At 66.0% G+C, this 22031-nt stretch carries 20 protein-coding genes and 5 pseudogenes; 11 read left to right on the forward strand and 14 right to left on the reverse strand.

Features of this window, described 5'->3' with window-relative positions; translation table 11 throughout:
• The first annotated feature begins 103 nt into the window (after positions 1–103).
• From AB0411_RS20685 to AB0411_RS20700, 4 genes and pseudogenes are all read left to right on the forward strand, one after another.
• A complete protein-coding gene (locus AB0411_RS20685; protein WP_366418735.1) occupies positions 104–3214 on the forward strand; it encodes a polymorphic toxin-type HINT domain-containing protein in 3111 nt (1036 codons plus the stop codon).
• Positions 3211–3579 (forward strand): hypothetical protein, encoded by a 369-nt coding sequence (locus AB0411_RS20690; protein ID WP_366418736.1) that lies wholly within the window; start codon positions 3211–3213, stop codon positions 3577–3579. The genes AB0411_RS20685 and AB0411_RS20690 overlap by 4 nt, the downstream gene beginning before the upstream one ends.
• A gap of 597 nt (positions 3580–4176) precedes the next feature.
• A pseudogene (locus AB0411_RS20695) lies at positions 4177–4430 on the forward strand (transposase); the annotation flags it as partial.
• Between the two features lie 126 nt (positions 4431–4556).
• Positions 4557–4910: a hypothetical protein gene (locus AB0411_RS20700; protein WP_366418737.1), complete on the forward strand. Its 354-nt coding sequence runs from the start codon at positions 4557–4559 to the stop codon at positions 4908–4910.
• A 134-nt stretch (positions 4911–5044) separates the two neighbouring features.
• Here AB0411_RS20700 and AB0411_RS20705 read toward each other — a convergent pair whose 3' ends face one another.
• The gene (locus tag AB0411_RS20705; RefSeq protein WP_366418934.1) at positions 5045–6568 is read right to left on the reverse strand and encodes a UvrD-helicase domain-containing protein; all 1524 of its coding nucleotides are present in this window, start codon (positions 6566–6568) and stop codon (positions 5045–5047) included.
• Positions 6569–7259: 691 nt separating this feature from the next.
• Positions 7260–7529: pseudogene (locus tag AB0411_RS20710) on the reverse strand (DUF6083 domain-containing protein); the annotation flags it as partial.
• Between the two features lie 873 nt (positions 7530–8402).
• Between AB0411_RS20710 and AB0411_RS20715 the strand changes: the two are divergent.
• Positions 8403–9116, forward strand: coding sequence for a bacteriocin fulvocin C-related protein (locus AB0411_RS20715; protein WP_366418738.1), 714 nt, complete (start codon positions 8403–8405; stop codon positions 9114–9116).
• A gap of 175 nt (positions 9117–9291) precedes the next feature.
• A pseudogene (locus AB0411_RS20720) lies at positions 9292–9584 on the forward strand (hypothetical protein); the annotation flags it as partial.
• A 191-nt stretch (positions 9585–9775) separates the two neighbouring features.
• Here AB0411_RS20720 and AB0411_RS20725 read toward each other — a convergent pair.
• Positions 9776–10006, reverse strand: coding sequence for a hypothetical protein (locus AB0411_RS20725; RefSeq protein ID WP_366418949.1), 231 nt, complete (start codon positions 10004–10006; stop codon positions 9776–9778).
• Here AB0411_RS20725 and AB0411_RS20730 point away from each other — a divergent pair.
• The gene (locus AB0411_RS20730) at positions 10005–11972 is read left to right on the forward strand and encodes a pentapeptide repeat-containing protein (protein WP_366418935.1); all 1968 of its coding nucleotides are present in this window, start codon (positions 10005–10007) and stop codon (positions 11970–11972) included. The genes AB0411_RS20725 and AB0411_RS20730 overlap by 2 nt on opposite strands.
• Positions 11973–12145: 173 nt before the next feature.
• On the opposite strand, the gene AB0411_RS20735 is transcribed toward AB0411_RS20730, so the two are convergent.
• The 4 genes from AB0411_RS20735 to AB0411_RS20750 all read right to left on the reverse strand — a co-directional run bounded on the left by AB0411_RS20735 (position 12146) and on the right by AB0411_RS20750 (position 14267).
• Positions 12146–12631: a hypothetical protein gene (locus AB0411_RS20735; RefSeq protein WP_366418739.1), complete on the reverse strand. Its 486-nt coding sequence runs from the start codon at positions 12629–12631 to the stop codon at positions 12146–12148.
• A gap of 31 nt (positions 12632–12662) precedes the next feature.
• Positions 12663–13037, reverse strand: a complete 375-nt coding sequence (locus AB0411_RS20740; protein ID WP_366418740.1) for a hypothetical protein — start codon at positions 13035–13037, stop codon at positions 12663–12665.
• 96 nt (positions 13038–13133) lie between these two features.
• Positions 13134–13460: a hypothetical protein gene (locus AB0411_RS20745; protein ID WP_366418741.1), complete on the reverse strand. Its 327-nt coding sequence runs from the start codon at positions 13458–13460 to the stop codon at positions 13134–13136.
• A 681-nt stretch (positions 13461–14141) separates the two neighbouring features.
• A complete protein-coding gene (locus AB0411_RS20750; RefSeq protein ID WP_366418742.1) occupies positions 14142–14267 on the reverse strand; it encodes a hypothetical protein in 126 nt (41 codons plus the stop codon).
• 147 nt (positions 14268–14414) lie between these two features.
• Between AB0411_RS20750 and AB0411_RS20755 the strand changes: the two are divergent.
• Positions 14415–14692, forward strand: a pseudogene (locus tag AB0411_RS20755) (DEAD/DEAH box helicase); the annotation flags it as partial.
• Between the two features lie 431 nt (positions 14693–15123).
• Here the strand turns inward: AB0411_RS20755 and AB0411_RS20760 are convergent.
• The 3 genes from AB0411_RS20760 to AB0411_RS20770 form a co-directional block, all read right to left on the reverse strand.
• A complete protein-coding gene (locus AB0411_RS20760) occupies positions 15124–15264 on the reverse strand; it encodes a hypothetical protein (protein WP_437042869.1) in 141 nt (46 codons plus the stop codon).
• 277 nt (positions 15265–15541) lie between these two features.
• On the reverse strand, positions 15542–15952 hold the full coding sequence (locus AB0411_RS20765) for a hypothetical protein (RefSeq protein ID WP_366418743.1): 411 nt from the start codon (positions 15950–15952) through the stop codon (positions 15542–15544).
• A gap of 67 nt (positions 15953–16019) precedes the next feature.
• Positions 16020–16499, reverse strand: a complete 480-nt coding sequence (locus AB0411_RS20770) for a hypothetical protein (RefSeq protein ID WP_366418744.1) — start codon at positions 16497–16499, stop codon at positions 16020–16022.
• A 437-nt stretch (positions 16500–16936) separates the two neighbouring features.
• Here AB0411_RS20770 and AB0411_RS20775 point away from each other — a divergent pair, with 437 nt between their 5' ends.
• From AB0411_RS20775 to AB0411_RS20785, 3 genes are read left to right on the forward strand one after another with little or no spacing between them, the layout of a single operon-like run.
• A complete protein-coding gene (locus tag AB0411_RS20775; RefSeq protein WP_366418745.1) occupies positions 16937–17251 on the forward strand; it encodes a type VII secretion target in 315 nt (104 codons plus the stop codon).
• Position 17252: 1 nt separating this feature from the next.
• Positions 17253–18350: a WXG100 family type VII secretion target gene (locus tag AB0411_RS20780; RefSeq protein ID WP_366418746.1), complete on the forward strand. Its 1098-nt coding sequence runs from the start codon at positions 17253–17255 to the stop codon at positions 18348–18350.
• Positions 18351–18352: 2 nt separating this feature from the next.
• Complete coding sequence (locus AB0411_RS20785; protein ID WP_366418747.1) at positions 18353–18961, forward strand: hypothetical protein; 609 nt, start codon at positions 18353–18355, stop codon at positions 18959–18961.
• 176 nt (positions 18962–19137) lie between these two features.
• Here AB0411_RS20785 and AB0411_RS20790 read toward each other — a convergent pair.
• The 4 genes and pseudogenes from AB0411_RS20790 to AB0411_RS20805 all read right to left on the reverse strand — a co-directional run.
• Positions 19138–19390 (reverse strand): annotated as a pseudogene (locus AB0411_RS20790) (transporter); the annotation flags it as partial.
• A gap of 358 nt (positions 19391–19748) precedes the next feature.
• Positions 19749–20114: a pentapeptide repeat-containing protein gene (locus AB0411_RS20795; protein ID WP_366418748.1), complete on the reverse strand. Its 366-nt coding sequence runs from the start codon at positions 20112–20114 to the stop codon at positions 19749–19751.
• Positions 20115–20845: 731 nt separating this feature from the next.
• Complete coding sequence (locus tag AB0411_RS20800; protein WP_366418749.1) at positions 20846–21502, reverse strand: hypothetical protein; 657 nt, start codon at positions 21500–21502, stop codon at positions 20846–20848.
• The gene (locus AB0411_RS20805) at positions 21499–21951 is read right to left on the reverse strand and encodes a hypothetical protein (protein ID WP_366418936.1); all 453 of its coding nucleotides are present in this window, start codon (positions 21949–21951) and stop codon (positions 21499–21501) included. The genes AB0411_RS20800 and AB0411_RS20805 overlap by 4 nt, the downstream gene beginning before the upstream one ends.
• Positions 21952–22031 lie beyond the last annotated feature (80 nt).

Genomic DNA, 22031 nt, shown 5'->3' on the forward strand with positions numbered 1-22031 from the left:
CAAATCGAGGCGAGACCGGCTTACCCAGGAACAGCTCGACGCGCTGCGAGACCTCGGCGTCGACTGGGCGTGACTCGGTCTGGCGCTGAGCCGCACCACCACCGTGGCCGACGCCCGCGGCCAGACCACCCAGCTCCTGCGGCACCGCTCCCGCGCCGCCGACGCCCCGGCCGAGACCACCCGCTACTCCTACACCCCGGCAGGCAAGCTCGCAGGCCTCACCGACCCGGCAGGCAACAGCTGGGCCTACCAGTACGACCAGCTCGGCAACCAGACCTGGTCCAAGGACCCCGACAAGGGCATCACGAAGGCCGCCTTCGATGACCGCGGCCAGCAGATCTCCAGCGAAGACGCCAATGGCGCTGTGCTGGCCACCGTCTACGACGGCCTCGGCCGCAAGACGGAACTGCACGACAAGACGCCCGACGGCCCGCTGCGCGCCAAGTGGGTCTACGACACCGTCACCGGGGCCAAGGGGCAGCTCGCCGAGTCCACCCGCTACATCGACGGCAAGGCCTACACCAACAAAATCACCGAGTACGACCCCGTCTACCGGCCAGAGCACACCGCCACCGTCGTCCCCGCATCCGAAGGGGCACTGGCCGGCACCTACACGGCCAGTACCAGCCTGTTCGCGAACGGTCTGCCCCGAGGGCGCAGCGTCTCCCAGGCAGGCAATATCTCCGGCAGGGGCTGGACCTACGCCTACGAAGACCGCACGATGCGGGTGGCATCGGTCCACGGCACCGGCATCCAATCCGACGCCACATATGCGCTCACCGGCGAGCCCCTGATCTACAAGATCGTCGGCAGCGGCAAACCCACCCAGGTCACCAACACCTACGAGTGGGGCACCCGCCGCCTGTCCAATTCCCGCGTCGACCGCCAGGACGTCGCCGGAGTGGACCAGTCCGCCACCTACGGCTACGACCCCGCCGGTAACGTCACCTCGCTCTCCGACGTCTCCCGCTCCGGAACCGACACCCAGTGCTTCACCTACGACCATCTGCGACGCCTGGCCGAAGCCTGGGCCCAGGACGAGAAGACCTGCGCCGCCGGCCCGGCCAGCAACCTGATCGCGGGCCCGGCCCCGTACTGGCAGTCCTACGGCTACGACGCCGCCGGCAACCGCACCACGCTCACCCAGCACGACCCCAACGGTGACAGCACCAAGGACACCAAGAGCACGTACCGCTATCCCAAGCCCGGCACGCCTCAGCCCCACACGCTCACCGCCGTCGACAGCACTGGCCCGACCGGCACCAGCACCTCCGCCTACGGCTACGACCCCACCGGCAACACCTCCACCCGCACCCTGGCCGGCGACAAGCAGACCCTCACCTGGGATGTTGAAGGCCACCTCGCCAAGGTCTCCGAACCAGCCGGCGACAAGGGCACCAAAACCACCAGCTACGTCTACGACGCCGACGGCAATCGCCTGATCACCCGCACCGGCGACCGGACCACCCTCACCCTCGGCGACCACACCGAACTTACCCTCGACAAGGGCGCTACCAAGCCCAAGGCCACCCGCTACATCCCCCTCGGCGGCGGCAACCAGGCCGTCCTCGCCGACGACGGCACCTACACCATCACCCTCGCCGACCGCCTCGGCACCGGCCAACTCGCCATCAACGCCGCCGACCAGGCCCTCACCCAACGCCGCAGCCTCCCCTTCGGCGGCCCCCGCGGCACCCAACCTGCCAACTGGCCTGGATCCAAGGGCTACGTCGGCGGCACCGACGACACCGCGGACACAGGACTGACACACCTCGGCGCCAGGGAATACGACCCGCAGACCGGCCGCTTCCTCTCCGTCGACCCCGTGATGGACCTGTCCGACTCGGAATCCCTCAACGGGTACACCTACGCCGGCAGCAACCCCGTCACCGACTCGGACCCCTCCGGCCTGTGCCGCCGCGACATCTGCGGCGACGGCTACCCCGTAGCCGGCGACCCCCAACACGCCGGCTACACCGGCCGACGCAAAGGCGAACACCCCTTCGGCGGACCCAGCGGCCTGGGTTCGGCCGGCGCGCACTACCGCAGCAGGCCCGTATACCGCGAGGCGCCCACCCCGTGCTACTACGCGATGGGCACCAACCCATCGTGCTCTGCCAGCGGAAGGGCCTCGACTGCGCCGTCAGAACGGTCGGCTCCCGTCCTGATGGCCGGCAGTTACCCACAAAACATGCAGGTGGACCGTGGGCCCCTCTCGATTTGGCAAAAGATAGCGGTAGGAGCCGTGTCTTTGATAGGCGGCGCCGTCGTCCTGGCGCCAGTCGCCGCCCTCGCGGCGCCGGAATGCCTCGCTGCACTTCCCCTCTGCGCGGAAGCCGGGGCAGGCATCATCATGGGCGGCGCAGACGGTGGAAGCATGCCAACTGGCAGCGCAGAGGGCGCCGTTGGAGGGACACTCAGAGACTGCCTCCACAGCTTCGTCCCGGGCACCGGAGTCGCACTCGCTGGCGGCAAGCGAAAGCGCATCGAGGACGTAAAAACTGGCGACAAGGTCATAGCCACGGACCCGGAAACCGGCGAGACCACCGCCCGCCCCGTCGTCGCCACCATCGTCACCAAAGACGACAAACACTTCACCGACCTCACCGTCAAAACCCCATCCGGCGACTCCAGCATCATCGCCACCGACACCCACCCCTTCTGGTCCGCCGACAAGAAGAAGTGGATCAACGCCGGCGACCTCCGCCCCGGCACCGAACTCCGCACCCCCCAGGGCACTACCGCCAAGATCACCGCGGTCCGCCACTTCCGCAAGCAGCAGCAGACACACGACCTGACCATCGCCGGCACCCACACGTACTATGTACTCGCCGGAGCCACACCCGTACTCGTCCACAACTGTTCTCCCAGCGCGGCGGATGGTGAGCGTCTCCGTCGGCAGCTCAGTGCAGAGGCTGGTCAGCTGCCAGGTGTACGTTCAGCGGATGATTTCTTCGACACACCTTCCGCGCTCCGAGGCGGAGTCACACCGGATCAGGTCCGTCCGTTCTTTGCTAATCGACGGGGTTGGGCTGAAGAGGATTTAAGGAGAGGGCGAAACGCTGGTGGTGGCTGGGTTATCCGTGAGTACACGAGTCGTGGACATGAAACCGGTCGGATGCTCCGATGGAATCCTGGTGGAGGCCATCATGGCGACGGCGCCTATTGGCGGGTCGTTGGCCCCGAAGGGGACCTGGGAGGGATCATCCGATGACTGAGGACATGAAACTGGAAAAGTTTCGCTCGTGGGTTCTAGACGTGCTGGAGCTGATCAGTGCAGACCCAGGACGTCAAGTGGATTACCTGCATGAATCGAGGATTGGGTCGGATGAGATCTTGCTCCAATTCGATGACGTGCTGCACGTAGCCCACGCCAGGTTGCGAGATGGCTCGATGGATCAAGATGATCTCCATCTACTCCAAGAGGTTGATGAGCGTGTGGATGCTCTGAACTCTGAGCCCGCGTCCATCTGGACAGAAGCTGCGCTCGGAGAAGCAGCTGCGTGGCAAGAACTCCGCATCGCAGCCGGGAGAGCGAAGTCCGAGTTGAAGAAATCCTGGCATTGGGACTTCACCTGACTTTCACCTAGCCGTAGCGTGCTCTCCGGGCGAGCGGAGGTGAACCGATGCCTCCGCTTCCCCCGCCCATGCCCACTACAAAAACAACCCCTTGGTACCGCAGGCATTTGAAGCGAGCGCGGAGCATGCCTCCAGCCGGTCCATGACGATCGCGGAAAAGTTCGCGCCGTGCTCCGGCGCACTGGTCCTCGTCCCAGCCATGCGCCGCCAGCCTTTCGTCCAGCATCGCAGCCGGCTTGTCCCGCAACGGCGCCCCTGACGGACCGTGGAATCCGCAAGCGTGGGCATGATCGGCGTCCTGCCCGACGATCGCCAGCGCGGGTGCGGGACGCTGTGGTCCCTCGGATCCGATCCCCCGATCGGTCTGCCCACCACCACAGCGGTTCGGTCAGCCAGCCATGCCGGGAGCACAGCCACAGGCCCCCTCGGAGATCACAGCGCGCCGCAACTCCGCGGTCACGGGACCTGTGCCTGTGCGGGATGTGTTCGCCAAATCCGACATCGTCCGGGCCACGGGATCTAAGGAGTCCTTGCAGAATGATCTTCGTGTGGAACGGTGGAGGGATAGGTGATCTCGTTCCTCGGGGGTGAGTGAGGATGAGTCGGCCGAAGCCTTGGGAGATCGGTGACGAGCTGTGGGCGGTGATTGAACCGTTGTTGCCCAGGCACGAACGCCGCTACCGGCACCCGGGCCGGAAACGGATCGATGACCGCAGGACGCTGCAGGGCGTATTGCTCGTGCTCTACACGGGGATCCAGTGGGAGTTCCTCCGAAGGAGTTGGGGTGTCGCTGACCGGCGCCAACCGTAACGACGTCACCCCAGCTCCTGCCACTGATCGATGACCTGCCGGCGGGGCCCTCATCCAAGACGCGCGGGACGGGGCAGCCGAGTTCAGCGAACCCGCGCTGGTAGGCGGCCTCCGTGGCGAGGACCTCCACGTCGGTACGCCGGTAGCAGGTGAGACTCTCGTCTCCGATGCCTTATTCCGCGAGAAACAACGGCGGTGAAATGTCCGATCGCTTCAATCTGCACGGGCTTCGAAGGGATAACCTCGATGAAGCTAAGCGGCTCATCTCCGACACCTTGGGGGTGGAATTTACGCCGAAAGAGAGTTCTTTCAGGGGAGGGGCATACTTCTCGCATCGGGGATCAGATCGGTTTGAGGTCACGATTGAGCGGAACTTCACGGACGACGAAGGTATCCTCTCCGAGCCGGAATTCCCCCTGCACTCGACGCTCATCTTTGTGAGCTATGCAACTTCGGAAGTGGAGGGTCTACTCAATGCGCTGGGAGAGATCGATCTGCTTCGCAGCGAGGTGATTCAGTAGCCATCGGCGATTTTCCTCAGATCCATCGAACCTTTGCTCTTTGGACCGCCTTCCAACCAACCCGAGATCGATCCATCTCACGCGACATCGCGCTCCGCAAACTCTGAGTGCTGCGCCGCGGCTGGTTCAACTGCTTATACCGCGGCGCTTTCTCGCTCGTGGTCTGCCTTGGGGTCAGGAAACTGTAGCGAAGGCGTGGTGGGGCTTCCATCAGGGTGTTGGTCGACCCAAGCGAGGCCTCCGATGTCGAGTCGGGTCCGGGTTCGGGTCACGGCGACGTAGGCGAGACGGGCTTCGCCGTCATCGATCGGGCCGGGGATGGGACGGCCGGAGTCGTCCTGCTCGTCGCTGTCGCGAGGTGGTGGGAAGTCGGCGGCGATCCGAACGCTGGGCCATTCGCGGCCTTTGGCTTTGTGCGCGGTCGAGACGGTCACGTGCGCCTGGTCTTCATCAGTGAGCTGGTTGACCGCGGCGAGGATGGCGTCCGTGCCGTGCTTGTCCACGAGATCGACTAGCGGCTGCAGGTCGCAGCCTGCTGGGTCGTAGGAGGCGTAGTCCTGCAGGTCGCCCCAGGAGGTGAACAGCACGAGTTCGGGGTGACTGGTTCGACGGCCTTCCTTCAGGTCACGGGCAGCCAGGGCCAGGGCATGTAGGCTCTCACCTCCCCCGACGAGGGCGACGCGGTTTCCGGCAGCCAGTAGTTGGATGACTTCGGTGATGGCGCCGACGTTCGTGCGGCACAGGACGGCGTCCGGGCAGGGGACCATGCCGAGTTCGGTGGGGATCGCTTCGCTGCCTTGCAGGCGGATGGGTGCGTCGGCGATGGCGAGCCAGCGGTTGGCTTCGTGGGCGAGGAGGGGGCCGAACCGGAAGGACTTCGACAGGGCCAGGGCGGTGCCGTCGAAGCCGGTCATGACGTCCCTGGCGCCGCGCCATTGGTAGATGGCCTGGGCGGAGTCACCGACCATGACGAGCTGGGCGTGGCTGCGCTGATTGTTGAAGATCTGCTCGACGACGGGGTTGGTGTCCTGCGCTTCGTCGAGGAGCAGGAAGTCGGCGTCGATTTTCGGGTTCGTGAGTGACCAGATCTTGAGGTAGTGGTCGTGGTCGAAGCGGACTTTGCCGTCGTCGGGATGTTGGAGGTCGGTCCATGCTTGGTGGGCGAAGGGCGTGATCAGTTGGGCGAGTTGGTGGTGCAGCGGTGGTTCTTCGAGTCCGCGGAGGCGGGGGACGTGATGGCGGGTGATGGCGGGGTCGGAGGGGTGGCAGAAGCGTGTGACGGTGCGCAGGGTGGCGTGGGAGAGGGTTTTGGGTGAGAGGGCGCGTTCGCCGATGCGGATGGGCTTGGTGATGCCAAGGTCTTGTCCGGTGTGCCAGGCGGGGCGGCGTGGGGCGTTCAGTCGGCGGGCGTAGCGGTGGCCGATGGCGGCGAAGGCCAGGGCGTGAGCGGTCTTGCAGGTGACGGTGGTGGGGAAGCGGGTGGCGGCGTCGAGGGCAATGGCGCGGTTGTAGGCGATGTAGCGGCCGCGGCGTTTGGTGCCGTGGGCGAGTAGGGCGAGGGTGGTGGTTTTGCCGGTGCCGGCTCCGGCTTGGAGGGCGAGGTGGTCGCCGGCGTGGAAGTGGTCTGCGGCGGCGGCTTGTTCGTCGGTGGGGTTCAGCACCTGGGTTCCATCTGGGCAGTTCGGGGTTGGGTGTCAGCTTGGGCGCTGCTGATCTGGTGAAGCGCTTGAGTCGCGGTCGCGTGATGGCGGGTGTGTCGGACGACCGTGTGGTCCATGGTTGTGGTGCGCGGGGCGGGTGTGGCGGTGGGGCTGAGCTGCGGGTATTAGTTGCTGCGTCCGCGGTGCCGGATGGTGGTGGGCAGGCGGGGGTGCATGTGCGAGTGGTGGAGCAGTGGGTCGAAGACCTCCCACTCGGCGAGCGCGAGGTCGGCGGCTTGCGGGGCGGCTGCGTGGAGGGGCAGCGTTGAGCGCGCCAGCGGATCTGCTCTGTGTAGGGCAGTTGGCCCAGGTCGTAAACGGCCATCTCGGATGCGGGAAGGGTGAGTTGGCCGTGACAGGGCGTGGCAGACATGAGTGTCCAGGTTCCCGTTGATGCGTCTGGGGTGAGGACGGGGTGGTGGGTGCAGCGGTGGCGTAGGCGGGTCTGTGCAACGCAGCGGATGTCGTCGAGGGGGTACTGGGCGAGGTAACGGCAGTACAGGAGCTGCACCACGGGCCGGGCGGGCTGGCACAGCGTGGCAGGTGGGGCTGGTGCGGGCTCGGTGGGGTGTGGGGTGAAGGCCCCGGTGTCGAGGAGGCGTCGGGTGTGCAGTGCGAGGTGGCGGCGCAGATCGGCGAGCTGCGCGGTGAGTGGCACGGTGGCCGGGTGTGCGGGGCCGAGAGTGCGGTGGGGGACGCGGCACCAGGATGTGCCGTCGTGGGCGGGGTGGGCGATGCCGGAGCTGACGTGCCAGCGTGAGGGGGCAGGGACGGTGCTGGCGGCGAGTTCGTGGGGGTGGAGGCTGATGGGGTACTGGTTGGTGCGGGTGTACCAGGCGATGCGGTTGCCGCAGCCGCGGCAGCGTGCCGGCTGAGCCGCACACAGCAGGCGGCTGGGGCTGTCCGAAGCGACGTGCATGACGCGCTTCCAAGAGCATTATCGATCTAGTTACAACATTCTCCCTCTAACCCAAGCACAGCAGCTCAAGAGGCCTACATCGCACAGCAGACAAACCCACATGCGCATACCACCCCAGGTCAACAGCAGGACCAAGATTTCCTACATGAACTCTCAACACGGCACGTCACAGCCATTCTCATGTCGCAACTAGGGAGAGGATCGACAACCGTGCTGGTGACCGCGTCGAAGAGCAGCGTGTGCAGGAAGCCGTACGGCGACACGTCCGCAACAGCGCCTTCGCGGAGGCGGAGACGGTCATTGACCAGCTCGTTGGCCTGTCGAAGTGGCGCGGGGCGGGCAGGCTTGGTGGGGCGTGGGCGGCTGGAGCAGGCCCTCCGCGGCCTCGACGAGGACTTCCTCACCTTGTTGGGCTGGGACTGGAAGCGGCGGGCAAGTACATGGCCGCGGCAGCCTCCGACGATCGGCCTGCTGGACTGGCAGTTCGTGCACCGCTTGGGGCGGACGGAGCCGCGTGAGTCGAACGTGGCCCGACGCCAACGACCCGTCTTGGCCGGAACGCCCCTTTGAGCGACCTCTTTTCTGCTCGAGCATAGAAGGGAAAATTCTCATCGTACCTGTCTGGAGGGCGCGTTGATCGAATCGCGGCATACACCAGAGACTTGGATTTTGGCGTTCGACAGCTCATGCGATACGTGTTCGGCCGTATCCGCCGTCGTGGCACAGGCAAGTGACGGAAAACTGGAAGTACTGCCGCTGACACACCCTCAGGTGGAGGACTTGCGGCGCCAGAGTATGCCCTCTCCCTTGAAGTGGGCGCCCACCCTGTTGCGTGCACGGGAAAATGATGTCCGTGCCTGGACCGGGCCAGGCATGTCATGGACCCTGGTCAAGAGGCTCGGGCCGCAGTCGTCACTGGAGGTACTGCGCGCCCTGGGAAAATTAAGGGAGGAGGTTGGACGCCATTCGTCCGGTGCGGCTGTCACTGGCATCGGGCGGAAGAGGTTCCTCCATTTGGCAGGTGGAGCCATAGCTGCGATCGGCCTGACGATGGGCAGTCAGAACCCTGCCTTCGCGCAAGCATCGGAGAACTCGAAGGCCGGTGCTTGGGTGGAGGCGAACATGAGTCGACTGCCACGCACGTATGGCGAGATAATCCGTCATACGATTCCATATCGTCGAGCGATCTATCAGGAGCTCTCACCACAGGAGAAGTCGGAGGCCTGGCTGGAGCATTTCAAGAACTTCCGTGCCGCGCATCCCGGCCTGTCGGCAAGCCAAGAGAAGATACTCCAGGAGCTGACCGAACTGACGCCACGAGTGTTCGCGTCGCCTGGCAGGCACACTGGAGAGCTGCGCTCTCTCGCGGAATTGGCTCGGCGCGCCTTCGGCCTCGAAGAGGCTGCCGCCTTGCTCACCCGCCTCGGTCCGGATGACGGCCTCACAGTACGACGTGCGACCTGCCGATGCTCCATGGAAGACGCGCATTGGTGCGGCTTCTACAATTGCGCGCCCATCAACTGCACTCCAACATCAGGCTGCGGAGACCTGTGGAACGAGGTCTGCAACGGCATCTGCGCCCCATAGCCAGCAGCCGAGGGCAGCCGTCTCCTGTCGGCTTTGGGGATGAGCCAGGACAAGGCCAGGTGCTGCAACACCGCTCGACGCTTGACCAGCACCGTAGAAATCGCGCTGGTAGAGCCATCCGAGAGGTCATGCGCGGATCCAGAGCCGGATGGCGGCGGCTCCCGGACTGTGTGCGCTGGCCGACCTGGTCGCCGCCGACACCCCGCTCGGACCCGAGCAGGCCGGCCGCCCGGCTTCAGGTGCGCCGTGCCGACTTCGACCACATGGTCCGGCGGCTGGTCAGCTCCCCGCAGTCGATCGAGGTCCGCTTCGGCACGAGCGGCCAGGGCCGTCGACGTCGCGCTCTACACCACGGCGTCCGTCGACGCGGTCGTCCCCGCCCACCCCGAAGTCGGCTGGGAGCAACTACGCGCGGTGGAGAAAGGCCGGCGCTCTCCGCTCGCGTCGCTGCGCCCGGCCCCGGCCCCTCCCCCGCAACCGCCTGAGCCTGCGGGGCGGCCGTACATCGCTACGGCGAGGCTCCCCCGCCCGCCGCGTCCCAGCCGTCCAGGAGGGCGGCCGGGGCGCGGCGCTGCTCTTCCCACGGGCGACCTGCCGGGCGAGGACTTCGCGGCGGCCACTCTGACCGCCGGCAGCACTGCCGCTGGCGGGCACGGGGCCTACTCGTCCTCGCCGTCCTCGGCAGCCAGATCAACCGTGCTGCTCCGAACGATCTTCCTCACCGCTCCTTGCAGGGAGCACAGCAGCTCCCGCTCGGCCTCTTCGGTGCGGGACTCGATGTTCCACTGCCGGACGTCTTCGACCGTGGCCTCGATGGCGTCGTCCAGCCGGCTTCGCAGCGGGCCGGGGGCAGAGTCAACGCCTCGCAGTACTCGGACTCGAATGGGCATGAAGGACATCACCACGACCGGCATCACTGCGCCGACAGACGCAATCGAGCAACTGTGCCTGCGGCGGGTCGGCAACTGTGCAGTATCCGTCTGCGTCCCCTTTTGCATGCCCAGCAACGCACCCGATGGATATGCCGCCAGCACGCTTGAGTGGTCCCTCTGTGGTCACAGCGACGACCCGGTCGGCTGCCGCGGCCGCCGCGTGGAGCCGTATGCCGAGTGTCTCGCCCACCTCAGCGATGCCAACCGCTCCTCCTACCTTGCTGGTTTGCAGCCTGGTTCTGACGTGGATCACTGTGGCACGCCCTTTACTGATGAACTGCTGAGCGAACTGCTCACTGCTGTCACGGCTTCCGCCGCAGAAGGGCCCTGCCTAGGGTCTGCTGGTTTCAAGCAAGCGAAGTTCATCGGCGATGCCCGGTTCGACAGGGTGGAAATCCGCGGCGATGCCCGGTTCGACGGCGCGGTGGTCCACGGCAATGCCCGTTTCTGCAGGGTAAAGATCCGCGGCACGGCACTATTCAGCGGCGCGCAGATCGGCGGCCATGCTCTGTTCGACTGGGCACAGATCGACAGCGGCGCCTTGTTCAGCGGTATGACGATCGAGGGCGACGCAAGGTTCGAAAGGGCGGAGATCGGCGGCACCGCCGCGTTCTACCGAACGGAGATCGGCGGCAACGCGGGTTTCAACTGGGCGAAGATCGACGGTATGGCCTTGTTTGACGAGGCGAAGATCAGCGGCGACGCCCCCTTCCGCGGGGTGAGGGTCGGCGGCGACGCAAGGTTCAACCAGGTGGAGATCGGCGGCGACACCGGCTTCAGCGGTGCGGAGATTGGCGGCAACGCCAGGTTCGGAGGGGTGGTGTTCGAGCGTGCTTCAACGCTCGGGCCGCTGGTATGTGCAAAGACACTGGATCTGTCAGAAGCGGTGTTCGCGACTGCGGTGACCATCGAGGCGGCAGCAACGGCCTTGCGCTGCCGTCGGACACGTTGGGCCTCCACTGCGGTGCTGCGGTTGCGACACGCCACCGTGGACTTAAGTGACGCGGTTTTGGAGTTTCCGGTGAACGTTGCTGCACACCACCGGCCCTTCGCTGTTTACGGCAAAGAGTTGGCCGAGCCTGGCCTGACCGATTCCCGCGTGCGTGCGGTATCGGTGCGGGGTGTCGACGCGGTGCATCTGGTGCTCACTGACGTAGACCTCACTGAGTGTCTGTTCACCGGGGCCGTTCATCTCGACCAGCTGCATCTGGAGGGGCGATGCACCCTGGCCTTCGCGCCGTTGGGGGTTCGTTGGTGCGGTGTGCGGCTGGTGCGCTGGACGCCGCGCCGGACGCTGGCCGAAGAGCAGCACTGGCGCGCCGGTCAGAGCACCGACGCCGACCGTTGGACACCCGCGCCGGAGCAGGTGGGGGTACTGGAGCCGGCCGCGCTGGCGCCAACGTACAGGCATCTGCGCAAAGCCTTTGAGGACGGAAAGAACGAGCCCGGGGCAGCCGATTTCTACTACGGCGAGATGGAAATGCGTCGCCACGACCCTGCCGTCCCTCATGGCGAGCGGGTTCTGCTCGCCGCGTACTGGGCGCTCTCCGGCTACGGTCTGCGAGCCTCCCGGGCCCTGGGCTGGTTGCTGGCGGCCATGACCGCCACTGTGCTGGCGATGATGCTGTGGGGCCTTCCGCAGGACGAGCCAAAGCCCAGGAGCACCGGCACCCTTACTAGCAACAGCATCACGCTGACGACCGAAACCCCCGAGCCGGTCAACCCCGAGGGCCCGTATGAAGAACGCATATCGGTCAAGCGGTTCGAGAAAGCCCTGCGGGTGGTCATCAACTCGGTGGTCTTCCGTTCCTCCGGCCAAGAGTTGACCATCATCGGCACCTACACCGAGATGGTCTCCCGCGTCGCAGAGCCAGTCCTTCTCGGCCTCGCCGGCCTCGCCATCCGCAGCCGCGTCAAGCGGTAGTTCCCAGCGTGTGGTGCCGCCTCGTTTGAGAGCGCCCAGACTTGGACAGCAAGCGTGCACTCGGCCTCCGACGCGGCACCGTGGCCGAAGACGATCCGGCCAATGCGTAGTCGTCCCATGCAAACGTGTCCCCTGCCCGAAGCCGGACAGGGGACACACGAACTTCCGCCAGATCAGTCAGACGTGATTCCGATGAAGTTCCGAAGCAGATTCCCCGAGGGGAAAAGCGTCACTGAACGGAGCACGCCTGAATCTCCGTCGTACGTCAACGTGGCAACGGTCGAGGACGACGATTCGGCTCTCACTGAAATCTCGCACTCACCGCCCCCGGTAGCGGTGTCAACGAGATCGAAGCGGACCGCTCCTTGCTCCTCTGATGCTGTCATCCATACTTCGACTACACCGCGGCAGTAGTCCCGCACGCCCGACGGTGGCGTGCGCAGCTTCGGCATGAACTGAGGGACTACTTGCTTCGCACCCAAAAGCTCCAGGTGGTCAAATTCCCCCTCATCGCCGAGCCGAACCATACCTGCCAATCCCGTCTCGTCATCAAACTCCAGAGCTTGACCTCCAGAATTGGACGATGATTTCACGAAGGACAGGAGCGCCACATCAACTTCTGGATCGTAACGAAGGTGGCAATCTACGCGGCTTGTCATATGGATTCCCTCAGGCTCCGAAGTGGTGATGCTAGCGTCGCCAGGCCGTCACGCAGTAGCCGCTGTTGTTGAGCACAACAACAACCTTGGATCCAGTGTACTTCCAGGTCTTCTTGGCCCTGTCGTACCTGGCTGACGAATACTTGGTCGCCACCACACGGTCAGCCTCGGGACCGGTGATGCTGTCCTTGGTCATCTCCTCAGCGCAGTGGAGGCTGTAGCCCGAGATGAACCGCGGCGCCGACTGCAGCACCACGAGCCCGTCGGACGTCTGGAACGAACCGCTCTGAGCATCGCCTGCGGCGGAGGAGGAGCCTCCAGCGGTCAGTGCCGCCGCCAGCGCCAGTCCGGCCGAAGCGCCGGCCTTGAGCACCTTGCTGCGGAGGAGGTTATTGAATTCAGTCATGTGGCTTGACCGGCCCTCTCTGCATTCGAGTAGATGCGATACGCGCTAATGAGCCCGCAATGCGCCACTCGCCAGTGGCGCATTGCGGTGGTCATCTCAGAACTCGTACAGGTAGACGTCGGCTATCGACCCGGGGTGGGTCCACTTGAAGTTCCTCTTGGAGCCCCACCCGTCGCACGTCTCGCTCCGCTTCGTCGAGCCATCGGCGAAGTAAGCCTTCACGCCGACACAGTCCCCGTCGAGCTCATCGTCCTGGTACCAGCCCTTGACGGTGATCTGCCCCCCACTGCAGTCCAGGGTCCAGTGTGCCGTTGCACCGTCAGTGGTCGGGTCGAACGTCTGGCCGCAGTGCCCGTTGGGCCTCGCGCTGGCAGTGCCCGCCAGAGTTCCGAACGTCATCGTCCCCACAGCGACGCTCACCATTGCACCGATCGAAATCTTGCGCAGAATAGGACGCACTCTGTCACTCCTTGGTCGTCGCACAATACCTTCATGCGAATAGGGGTAACAGGGAATTGGCGCATGTCGGATCGGGACTCAGAGCCCCCCGACTCCCCCTGTTGGCGCCACCCCCGGCGGCGCCACAGATAGAACCTAACCCACTTCCCCGCGGAAGTTGACGGCAAATTCCCCAGTGCTCACGAATGGGCGCGTTGAGGGACTCTATAAGCGGAAGCTAGGCCGTGTATTTACCGCGCGTGTAGGGGCTTCGCCGGTTAGTCCGAAGGCAGTCGGCGAGCCCATGCCGCGCGGCCGCCACCGGAATGGAGGCCGGTACTCTCAACCGCGACCAGCGACGGCCCGGACTGCCGCGCGGAACCGCCAGGACCAGCCCACACTGCCAGGGCGTCCAGCTGGCACCACACGGGTCCGCCGTACAACGCGGCTGCTAGCCCTACCCCAGGTCGGCACGGCAACCAGTCAGCAAGTCGGGGCGCACCAACTCCCCAGCAGCGGGGCGCTGCGCGGCACCGTCGCCGCGGGAAGCCCCGGCCCGGCACCTGGTCAGGTCATTCGCAGGGGAGAGGGCGGGCCGGTCACGGTACGCCACAAAGACCCTGTCTCTTTGGTGCACTTGACCCCGCATTGGCGGGGTGCTCCCAGCTAGGGAACCTGAAGCACGTCCAAGGCCCCGCTCGTCCACGCGGCGCGCAGCGCCGTCTTGTCCACCTTGCCGACCGTGGTCGTGGGCAGCTGGTCCAGCAGCACCGTCTTCCGGGGCGTGTACAACTCTCCCAACTCGGCGGTCACGGCCTCGCTGACCGCTTCCGGGTCGACGTCAGTGCCCCCTCGGCCGTGGCCAGGAAGATCTGTACAGCCTCCCCATGCTCCTCGTCCGGCACGCCGAGTGCCGCCGCGTTTCGCACACCGGGCAGCGTAAGCAGGAGCGGCCGGGCGCTCCGCCTAACCGCGACGGCACCACGAAGATCGCCCGCATCATCGTGCCCGTCTTCCTGGAGCCCGAGGAAGACCCCACGGACATGGTCGCCTCCGCCTCGTTCCGCCCCCTCGTCGCCGTCCTCCAGGGCCTGCGCTCGCACGATGAGCGCCTGGTCGAACACCTCGCCTCCCGCGCCCTCACCCGCAGCAAGCACGAGCGTAAGGTGCACGTCCGTCGCGACGAAGAGGGGCGGATCGTCGGCGCCGGCGGAGAAGCGCGGCTTCGTTGCGGCGAGCGCAGACCTGCGCATCTCCCGGCAATCTTGGCCCGGCCTCGTCCAGGGAGCCGGCGACGGCCTGCCAGGTGGGGCAGCCGAAGCGGAACCGGACCGGGCCGGCGGCCCGTGCTCGCGCCGCCGGTCCAGGGTAGTGACCAGGACCGGCACAGCCTCGGTGTAGCCGTAGCGTTCGTGCGAGCCGTAGCCGGCGGCGAGCTCGCAGTACTGGCCTTCCCAGTACTCCTCGGCCAGGCGCAGGACGCTGTTGATCCGGTTGTTCATCGCGGCCGGGCCGACCCGCTTGGTGAACACGATGCTCCGTCTGTGAAGACATGGGATGCCGACACAGGTCCATGGCGGGCGGGGAGGGTGGGAGCCACCCCAGTCAGGTGGCATGGGACGAGTCGGCAGGACGCGGGTGGAGGGGCTTACCGCGGTTCGGTCTCGGTTGGGTCGGTACGGCTGTCGACGAGGGCGGCGAGCCCATCGAGGACGCGGCTGAGGCCGAACTCCCAGGCGTGTTCGGGGCTGTATGCGGCTCCGTGGGCGGTGCCCGCTGCCGTGCCCACAAAGGTGTCATGACTGAAGGATGGCGAGCACGTGACGGAAGACGGCTGGCATCCGTTCCGGGAATGCCTCAACCCCTGGCGGCGAAGGGGAGCGCTACCACGATCCTTGTGGCGTCCAAAATGCCGCGACGCCCCAAACAGCGATCCCCCCGTATGGACGCGACGGCATGTTGGTGGGACCGGAGGAGCCGACTTCAACGGCTCGAACCTGCCTCCATCGCAGGCGCTCCAGCCGTCCTCAATCCTCCGGTGCGGAGAGGTGACCTGGGCCCCCACCTCACGCCGCGCCCGTCACTCCAGGGTGTTCTCCCACCGCGCAGTGGTAGGAGGCATCCACCGGACACTTCCAATGAGGCCAGCCTCCCTCGCTCTCGGAGACGAGGGCCATCGGATGACGGTGCTTACCCCGGCATACGGGCCAGGCGCGGCCGCCCTCGATCAACTGCAGATTTTCGAGAACGGCCGCCTGAGTATGGAACGCCAGCGACTTCACCGCCGCACCAGGGTCCGCGGCCAACTCCGGTTCGAATTCGAGCGGGCCCAGCCGCGCACCGGACACGACCAGGTCCCGCCACTGCTGCGGGTCCTCGCCCGGCGGGGCGGTGAACACCAGCCGGGGGCGCAGACCGCAGACCCGCAGGTCGTGGTCGATCGGTGCGAAGAGGTCCTCGGGTTCCATGGCCGCCAAGACGAGCTCACCTTCTCACTTGCTTGGCCCGGCTCGGCGTGCGGCGCCGCCCCAGGACAGGTCCGACCTACGGCTTGAACTCACAGTTCACAAACCGGTAGCCGCCGCTGCGCGGCTTGCTGACAGACTTCCACGTCCACAGGAACGACACGTCGTCCCCACGCTTCATGGTGTAATTCTTCCGGCTGCCCTTCACGTCGAAGGTGCGCGGCAGCGGGCCGTGGAAGTGGTAGCTCCACAGCTCCTTGTGAGTACGGTAGACGTTGGCCTCGCGCTTGTTCGCGAAGATCTGCGCCGAGAATTTCACCACGCCTTGCGGGGCGTTGCCCGCGGACAGCTTCACGCCCCACGGTATGCCGTGCCTCATCGACTCCTGAAGGGTGACCGTGCCGCTGACGGCACGGAAGGTCCCCCGGCACTTGGGCAGTCCGCGCGCACCCGAAACCGCAGACGTCGGCCCGTTCTCGACTTGACGCTGCAAGTCGGCCAGTGAGCCCTCTCCCTGCGCAATGCCCTGTGCCCGAAGCTTCGCCAGCAGCGTCGCCACTCGGGCGTCCGCCGGCGAGCTGACAACGGGCTTCGGCTTCGGAGTCTGTGCTTCCGCAGCACCCGTTGTGGTCAGCAACAGGGACGCCCCGCACACTATGGCAGCGGCGCTCCGCACATGATGTTGACGCTTCATCAAACTTCCCCCAAATACGGTCAGTGGATCGCATGATGCATCCACCGGTTCAGGCTAGGGGACATGGCCGGTCCTGATCATTAAGAGTTCGTCAGGATGCCAGCGGCGAGGTCCAAAGAGTCGTGAGCATCGCATCGACGGAGTGGGCCATATCTGACCACGCTGCTTCGCACTGACAGACCGTCGGCCACGTGCATCAAGGACCCGTGAAATTCGCACCCTCCGCCGCGAGTTGCGTTGGCCGAATGCATACGCTCCCTGGGCGCAAACGATCACGCACTGCTTCACCCTGGGGGACAGCTATGGCGCACGAGCACTTTTCGATTCATCCCGAGCCAGTCAATGCCCTGGCTCGGGACTTCACTTCCTCCTCCGAGCACTTGGACAGCCGTATCAGTGCCTTCGCCTCCCGTGCGGAGAACGTGAATGACGCCTTCGGCGTGATGTCCGAGTCCACCGAGGTTCTGTCGCAGTACGTCGAGATGACCCGTAACACAGTCACGTCCCTGCGGCAGCTGAGTGCCGGGTTGAAACACTATGCCGCGGGCCTGCAGCACACCGTCGCTTCCTACCACGGAGCCGACGCCGAGCAGGCCCGGAAGTTCGGGGGGAAATGACATGGCCGACCAGCAACAGGAACAGCAGCCCAAGATCGAGAAGAGCTTCGACCTTTTCAACCCTGGCGGGGACCCGTCGGTCCTGCGGGCGTGTGCCGAGGCATGGCGCCACATGGCGCACGATCTGAAGACCACGATCAAGACCCAGGACCACGAGGTCACCCGGCTCGGTGACAACTGGACCGGCGCTGCGGCCGACGCCTTCCACGCCCACTGGACACACACCAGGGGCCAGGTGGAGAAGGCACTGCCCCAGTTCGAAACGGTGGCCCATCAGCTGGACACCACCGCGAACGCCATCCAGAAGGCCAATGACGAGGTGCACCGTGTGGTCGAGGAGGTCCTCGCCACGGTGGCGATCGGTATCGGCCTGTCGGTACTGACCGCGGGCTTCTCCGACGCCATCGCGGCGGGCGCGGCCGAGGCAGAGATTGCCGAGGCGACGGCGGAAGTCACCCGGCTCGGGCAGCTCCTGATCAGGATTGCCCAGACGCTGGAGACCGTGAAGCAGGCCATGGCTGACAGCAAGCTGCTCAAGTTCGCCATCGAGTTCGGCAAGAACACCGGCGCCAACTTCATCGGCAACGTCGGCGGGCAGGCGGTCACCGGGCAGAAGATCACCTGGGGTCAGGATTTCCAGGATGCCGCCGTGGCCGGGTTCGTGGGCGCGGGGATCGCGGAAGGCGCGGGCCGGCTCGGGGAGAGAGTGGGCAGGTGGTCGACGAATACGGGAGCCCATGCTGCCGAAGAGGCGTGGGCTCCCGGCAAGGCCATAGCGGCGGGGCTGGAGGGCAAGAACCTGCTCGGCAGGATGGCCACGGAGGGCGTGGGCAGCGCGGGTGGCCAGGCCGCGGCGGACGGAGCCGAGATCATCTTCGAAGGGGAGGACAAGGACATCCTCCGGGACGCGATGTTCAGTGGCGCCGCCGGGGCGGCCGGCGGTGGTGCGAACCACGCGGGAGAAAAGATCAACGACAGTGGTGGCGCCCACCGTGCAACCGGCCGTGAGGGGTTCCCCGGATGGCAGCAGATCCCCGTCGACGGCATCATCTACGGCGCCGGCAACGCCGCCAACACCGAACTGAGCAGCTCTGACTGACCGTGTTCGAGATCCGCAAGAGCATCAAGCGCTTCCGGGACGCCCCGGACTGGACGTACCGCAAGCACGCCCGGGACTACCTCGCCACCTTCGACCGCGGCGGTTACCCGTTCAGCCTCGGCCCCGATGGCCTCGCCATTCGGAACCTGCTCCAGGGCAACTCTCACGGCCGGGAACTGAGCCTGTTCCACCTCCTCGCATGGCAGCGCGGAGCCAAGGCAAATGTCGCGTGGACCTACTCCGTTGCCGTACTACGCCTTCCCCGCACGTTCCCGGCCACTGCCGTGACCAGCCGCCGACTGGCAGCGTCCCACCGGGTGGAGAAACGTCCCGCGCTCAATCGCCTCACGGGGCCTGCAAGAGCCTTGCCCGACCTCGGCACCCACCTGGTCCATTACTGCGCCTCCGACCCCGACTTCGCGGCTCTCATCAGTACGTACGCCATGGAACGGCGCATGCACGACGCCCGGTTGGGCTGGCGTATCGAGAAAGACCGCATGATCGGGTGGACGCATGGGCGCGAGACCTACGAGGACCTTTTGTCGCTCGCTGGAGACCTCGCGGCCATCGTCGGCGGCTTCCCTGACCAAGTGTGGCGCTGGCCGGAGTGACGGAGTCCCCGGGGCCGGCCTGGGTCGTATGGGCGGTGTCATTCCCGTGGGGAACAGCGATGCTGCCTTACGCCCAACGACGCCATCCGAGGGTGGCGCCGACGGGTCGGCACCGGCGCGACGGGCCAGTACTGCGCCCGCCACACGGCGTCCGGCCGCCGGACCGGCGTGACATGGCTGCGTCGTCGACGGCCCCTTGCCCCGGTCGGCGACTTGCCGGTGACCGACACCACGACCTCAAGGCCGATACGCTCGTTGCCGACATACCGGTAGCGAACCAGGTTGATGCTGCGATGGTGCTCTCGTACCGCGTGGGCGTCAGCGGGTGAAGTCGCCGGCGACGCAGATCAGCCTGGGCGCACTCCACAAGGTGTGGGCGGTGGCTGGATACCCGAGCCGGTCGCGGACCAGCCCCTCAAAGGCACGGCGAGCCCTCCGGGGCAGATAGCGACCACGACTGCCGTGCACGGCTGGATCGCACCAAAGGTGGATGCGAGCCCTCCGGGGGCTGATGACGACCGGCCACATCAGCAACCGTCCGGTGACGAGCACATGTTGCGCATCCTCCCAGGGCAGCTGGGCCACGACGGCGCGTTCGGCCTCGGTGAGCGGCTTGGCGGGGGGCGTCGCGGTCACGGTGCCCTCCCGGCGGGCGCCGGTGAGCTTCAGCAGGTCGGTGCAGCGACCTGCCCGCGCCATCGCGTTGGCGGCGATTCGGAGGGGCACTTAGCGTGAGAGGGACGGCAGTTCTGTGGGGACACCAGACGAGCGGATCGCACGCCAACCCTCACGAGGCCTGGGCCGGCTTCACCGAAACATAGTGGTGTGGCGGCATCACTGTTGTCTCATCAGTCATCGCGGATGTCGCTTGTCTGAGAGTGAACGAACCAACGCTCGACAGGTCCACCCTGCGTAGGTTGGCCTCCGTCAGCGTCGCCCCGGCCAGGTCCGCCTCCGTCAGCGTCGCCCCGATCAGGTGGGCCTTCGTCAGCGTCGCCCCGGCCAGGTCGGCATGGGTGAGGTCGGCGTGGTTGAGGTCGGCGTGGTTGAGGTCGGCGCCAGCGAGGTGGAGGCCGTGGAGGTCGAGGGTTTCGCGGGGGTCGACGTGGGTGCGTGATTCGGCTCGGGTGAGGGCGGTGAGGGCTGTTTGCACGTCGGCTGCTGGTTGCTCGGGCAGAGGCTCGGCGCCAGAAGCAGGTGAGGGGTCGGGGGTGCCAGGGGCGGGCGGAGGTGCTGCTTTGGGGGCGCGGTGGCGGATGAAGTGGCCGAGCACGCGGGCGGCGTCGGTGGCAGCCTGTTCTGGGGCATCCTGAACGATTTGTTCGAGGGCGAGGATGCCGCCGATGCGTACGTAGATCTCGGGTGAGCCAAGCCGTTCGAGGGCTTGGGTGAAACGACCCGTGATCTGGCCGCGTCGAGTGAGGCGGTAGGTACGGGCGGTGTAGAGCAGGGCGATGCCGGCACCGAGGGCAGCGATGAAGGCGGCGGTCCGCAGGCCGGTGACGAGCGCTGCGGATCCGTTGGCCAGTGCCTTGCTGTCGAGATACTTGGCGGACAGCGTGGGGTGCCTTCATGTCCGGTAGATGCAGGTCGCGGGGCAGTCGGTTGCGGCTTCGGCTCTTTCGTGCAGCTGAGTTCGGGGCAATTCCATCAACCCCGACGAAGTTGCGCGGGTACACCGCGCGGAGCATCGCGGCGACTTGGGTGTCATGCGGCCTCGCTCGCCCTGCACTGTGCGTCCCGGCCCTGGCGGTGGCTGTCGGGCGGGACTCCCCCGTGGCTCCCTGCCCTAGGCTGACGCGCGGGAGGGTGGGGGAACTTCGTCAAGCAGAATTGTCCCAGTTCCGATCACGGGGTGGGGAGATCCCAATAGCCCCCTCATGGTTACCAGTCGGTGAGGTCGACCACGCGTGAACAGTGCGGGTCGTCGGTATCGGTCGTTGTGAGTCGCTGTTCGTCAAGCAGTGATGTCAGGGCTGCCAGCAGCGCTGTGAGGGCGCCACCGGGGCGTACGTCGGCGGCTGTGATCCCGGGAAGATCCTCCTCGTCGCTGTCGACGTAGAGGCGAAGCCGGTCTGGGGCCAGAAACAGGAAGCCACACAGGCGTGCCGGTGGGCTTTCTTCGGTGGAGGGGGAGGCCGCCAGGCAGCGCAGGAGCGTGAGGGTCCAGTCGTCGTTGGTGAAGGGGGCCGGAGTCACGGTCGTGGGGTCCACGGTGAACAGAGTCATTCCCATGACGGTGCTGATCTTGTTGCGGGGGTAGATGTGGGTGCCCGTGTGGACAGTGCGCAGGAGGGCGACGACACCGTGCGGTGTGCGCAGTTCGTCGCCCGTGCGTAGGGGGATCTCGTAGGCGGTGAGCTGGTCGGGGGCGTACTCGTCCTTGTCGCCGAGGACCACGCGCACGGCGTCCGTCGGGTGGGGAGCGGGGAGGACGCCCCGTACGTGTTGGTTGTCGATGAGAGGTGCGTAAACGTGGTGGAGCAGCAGGCCCGTGATGTCGCCCTGCTGCTCCACGATCTCTTCGTAGTCGTATGTCACTGATTTACCCAATTCGGGCACTTCTGCATGCCCTTGCAGTATGCGGTGATCACGCCGAACGTATTGCCCTTCCCGGCGTCGTAACGCCCGTCGTCCGTCTTCCGTGCGTACCGGGCCTTGACGACGATCTTCACCGATCCGTACTGGCGGTTCGTGGCGACGCCCCAGTACTCCAGGTTGGCCCCGCCCTTCTTGTCGACCGGACCTCCCATGGGGATGTTCAGGATGTTGCAGTTGCGGATGTTGTGCCGGCCGGTGAAGTGATTCCAGCCCAGTGCAGCGTTGCCGATGCGCGTCGGTATCTCCCGACCGTCGGAGCCGACCGCGCTACACCTTTCCTTCTTGTTCCACCACGGTGCCGCGCTCGCGGGCGCCGCGGCTCCAGCAACGAGGATCGTTGCCGCTGCGAGGGGCGACATGACCGCCATGATCTTTTTTGACCCGACCATGACATGCACGCCTGCTGAACGTCTGCTCGATTCCGCCCGAGGCTACGTTCAGGTAAGGGCGTTGGGCATACCCGGCGCTG

Origin of the sequence: Streptomyces angustmyceticus (genome assembly GCF_040701845.1) — a bacterium.
Classification (GTDB): Bacteria; Actinomycetota; Actinomycetes; order Streptomycetales; family Streptomycetaceae; genus Streptomyces; species Streptomyces angustmyceticus_A.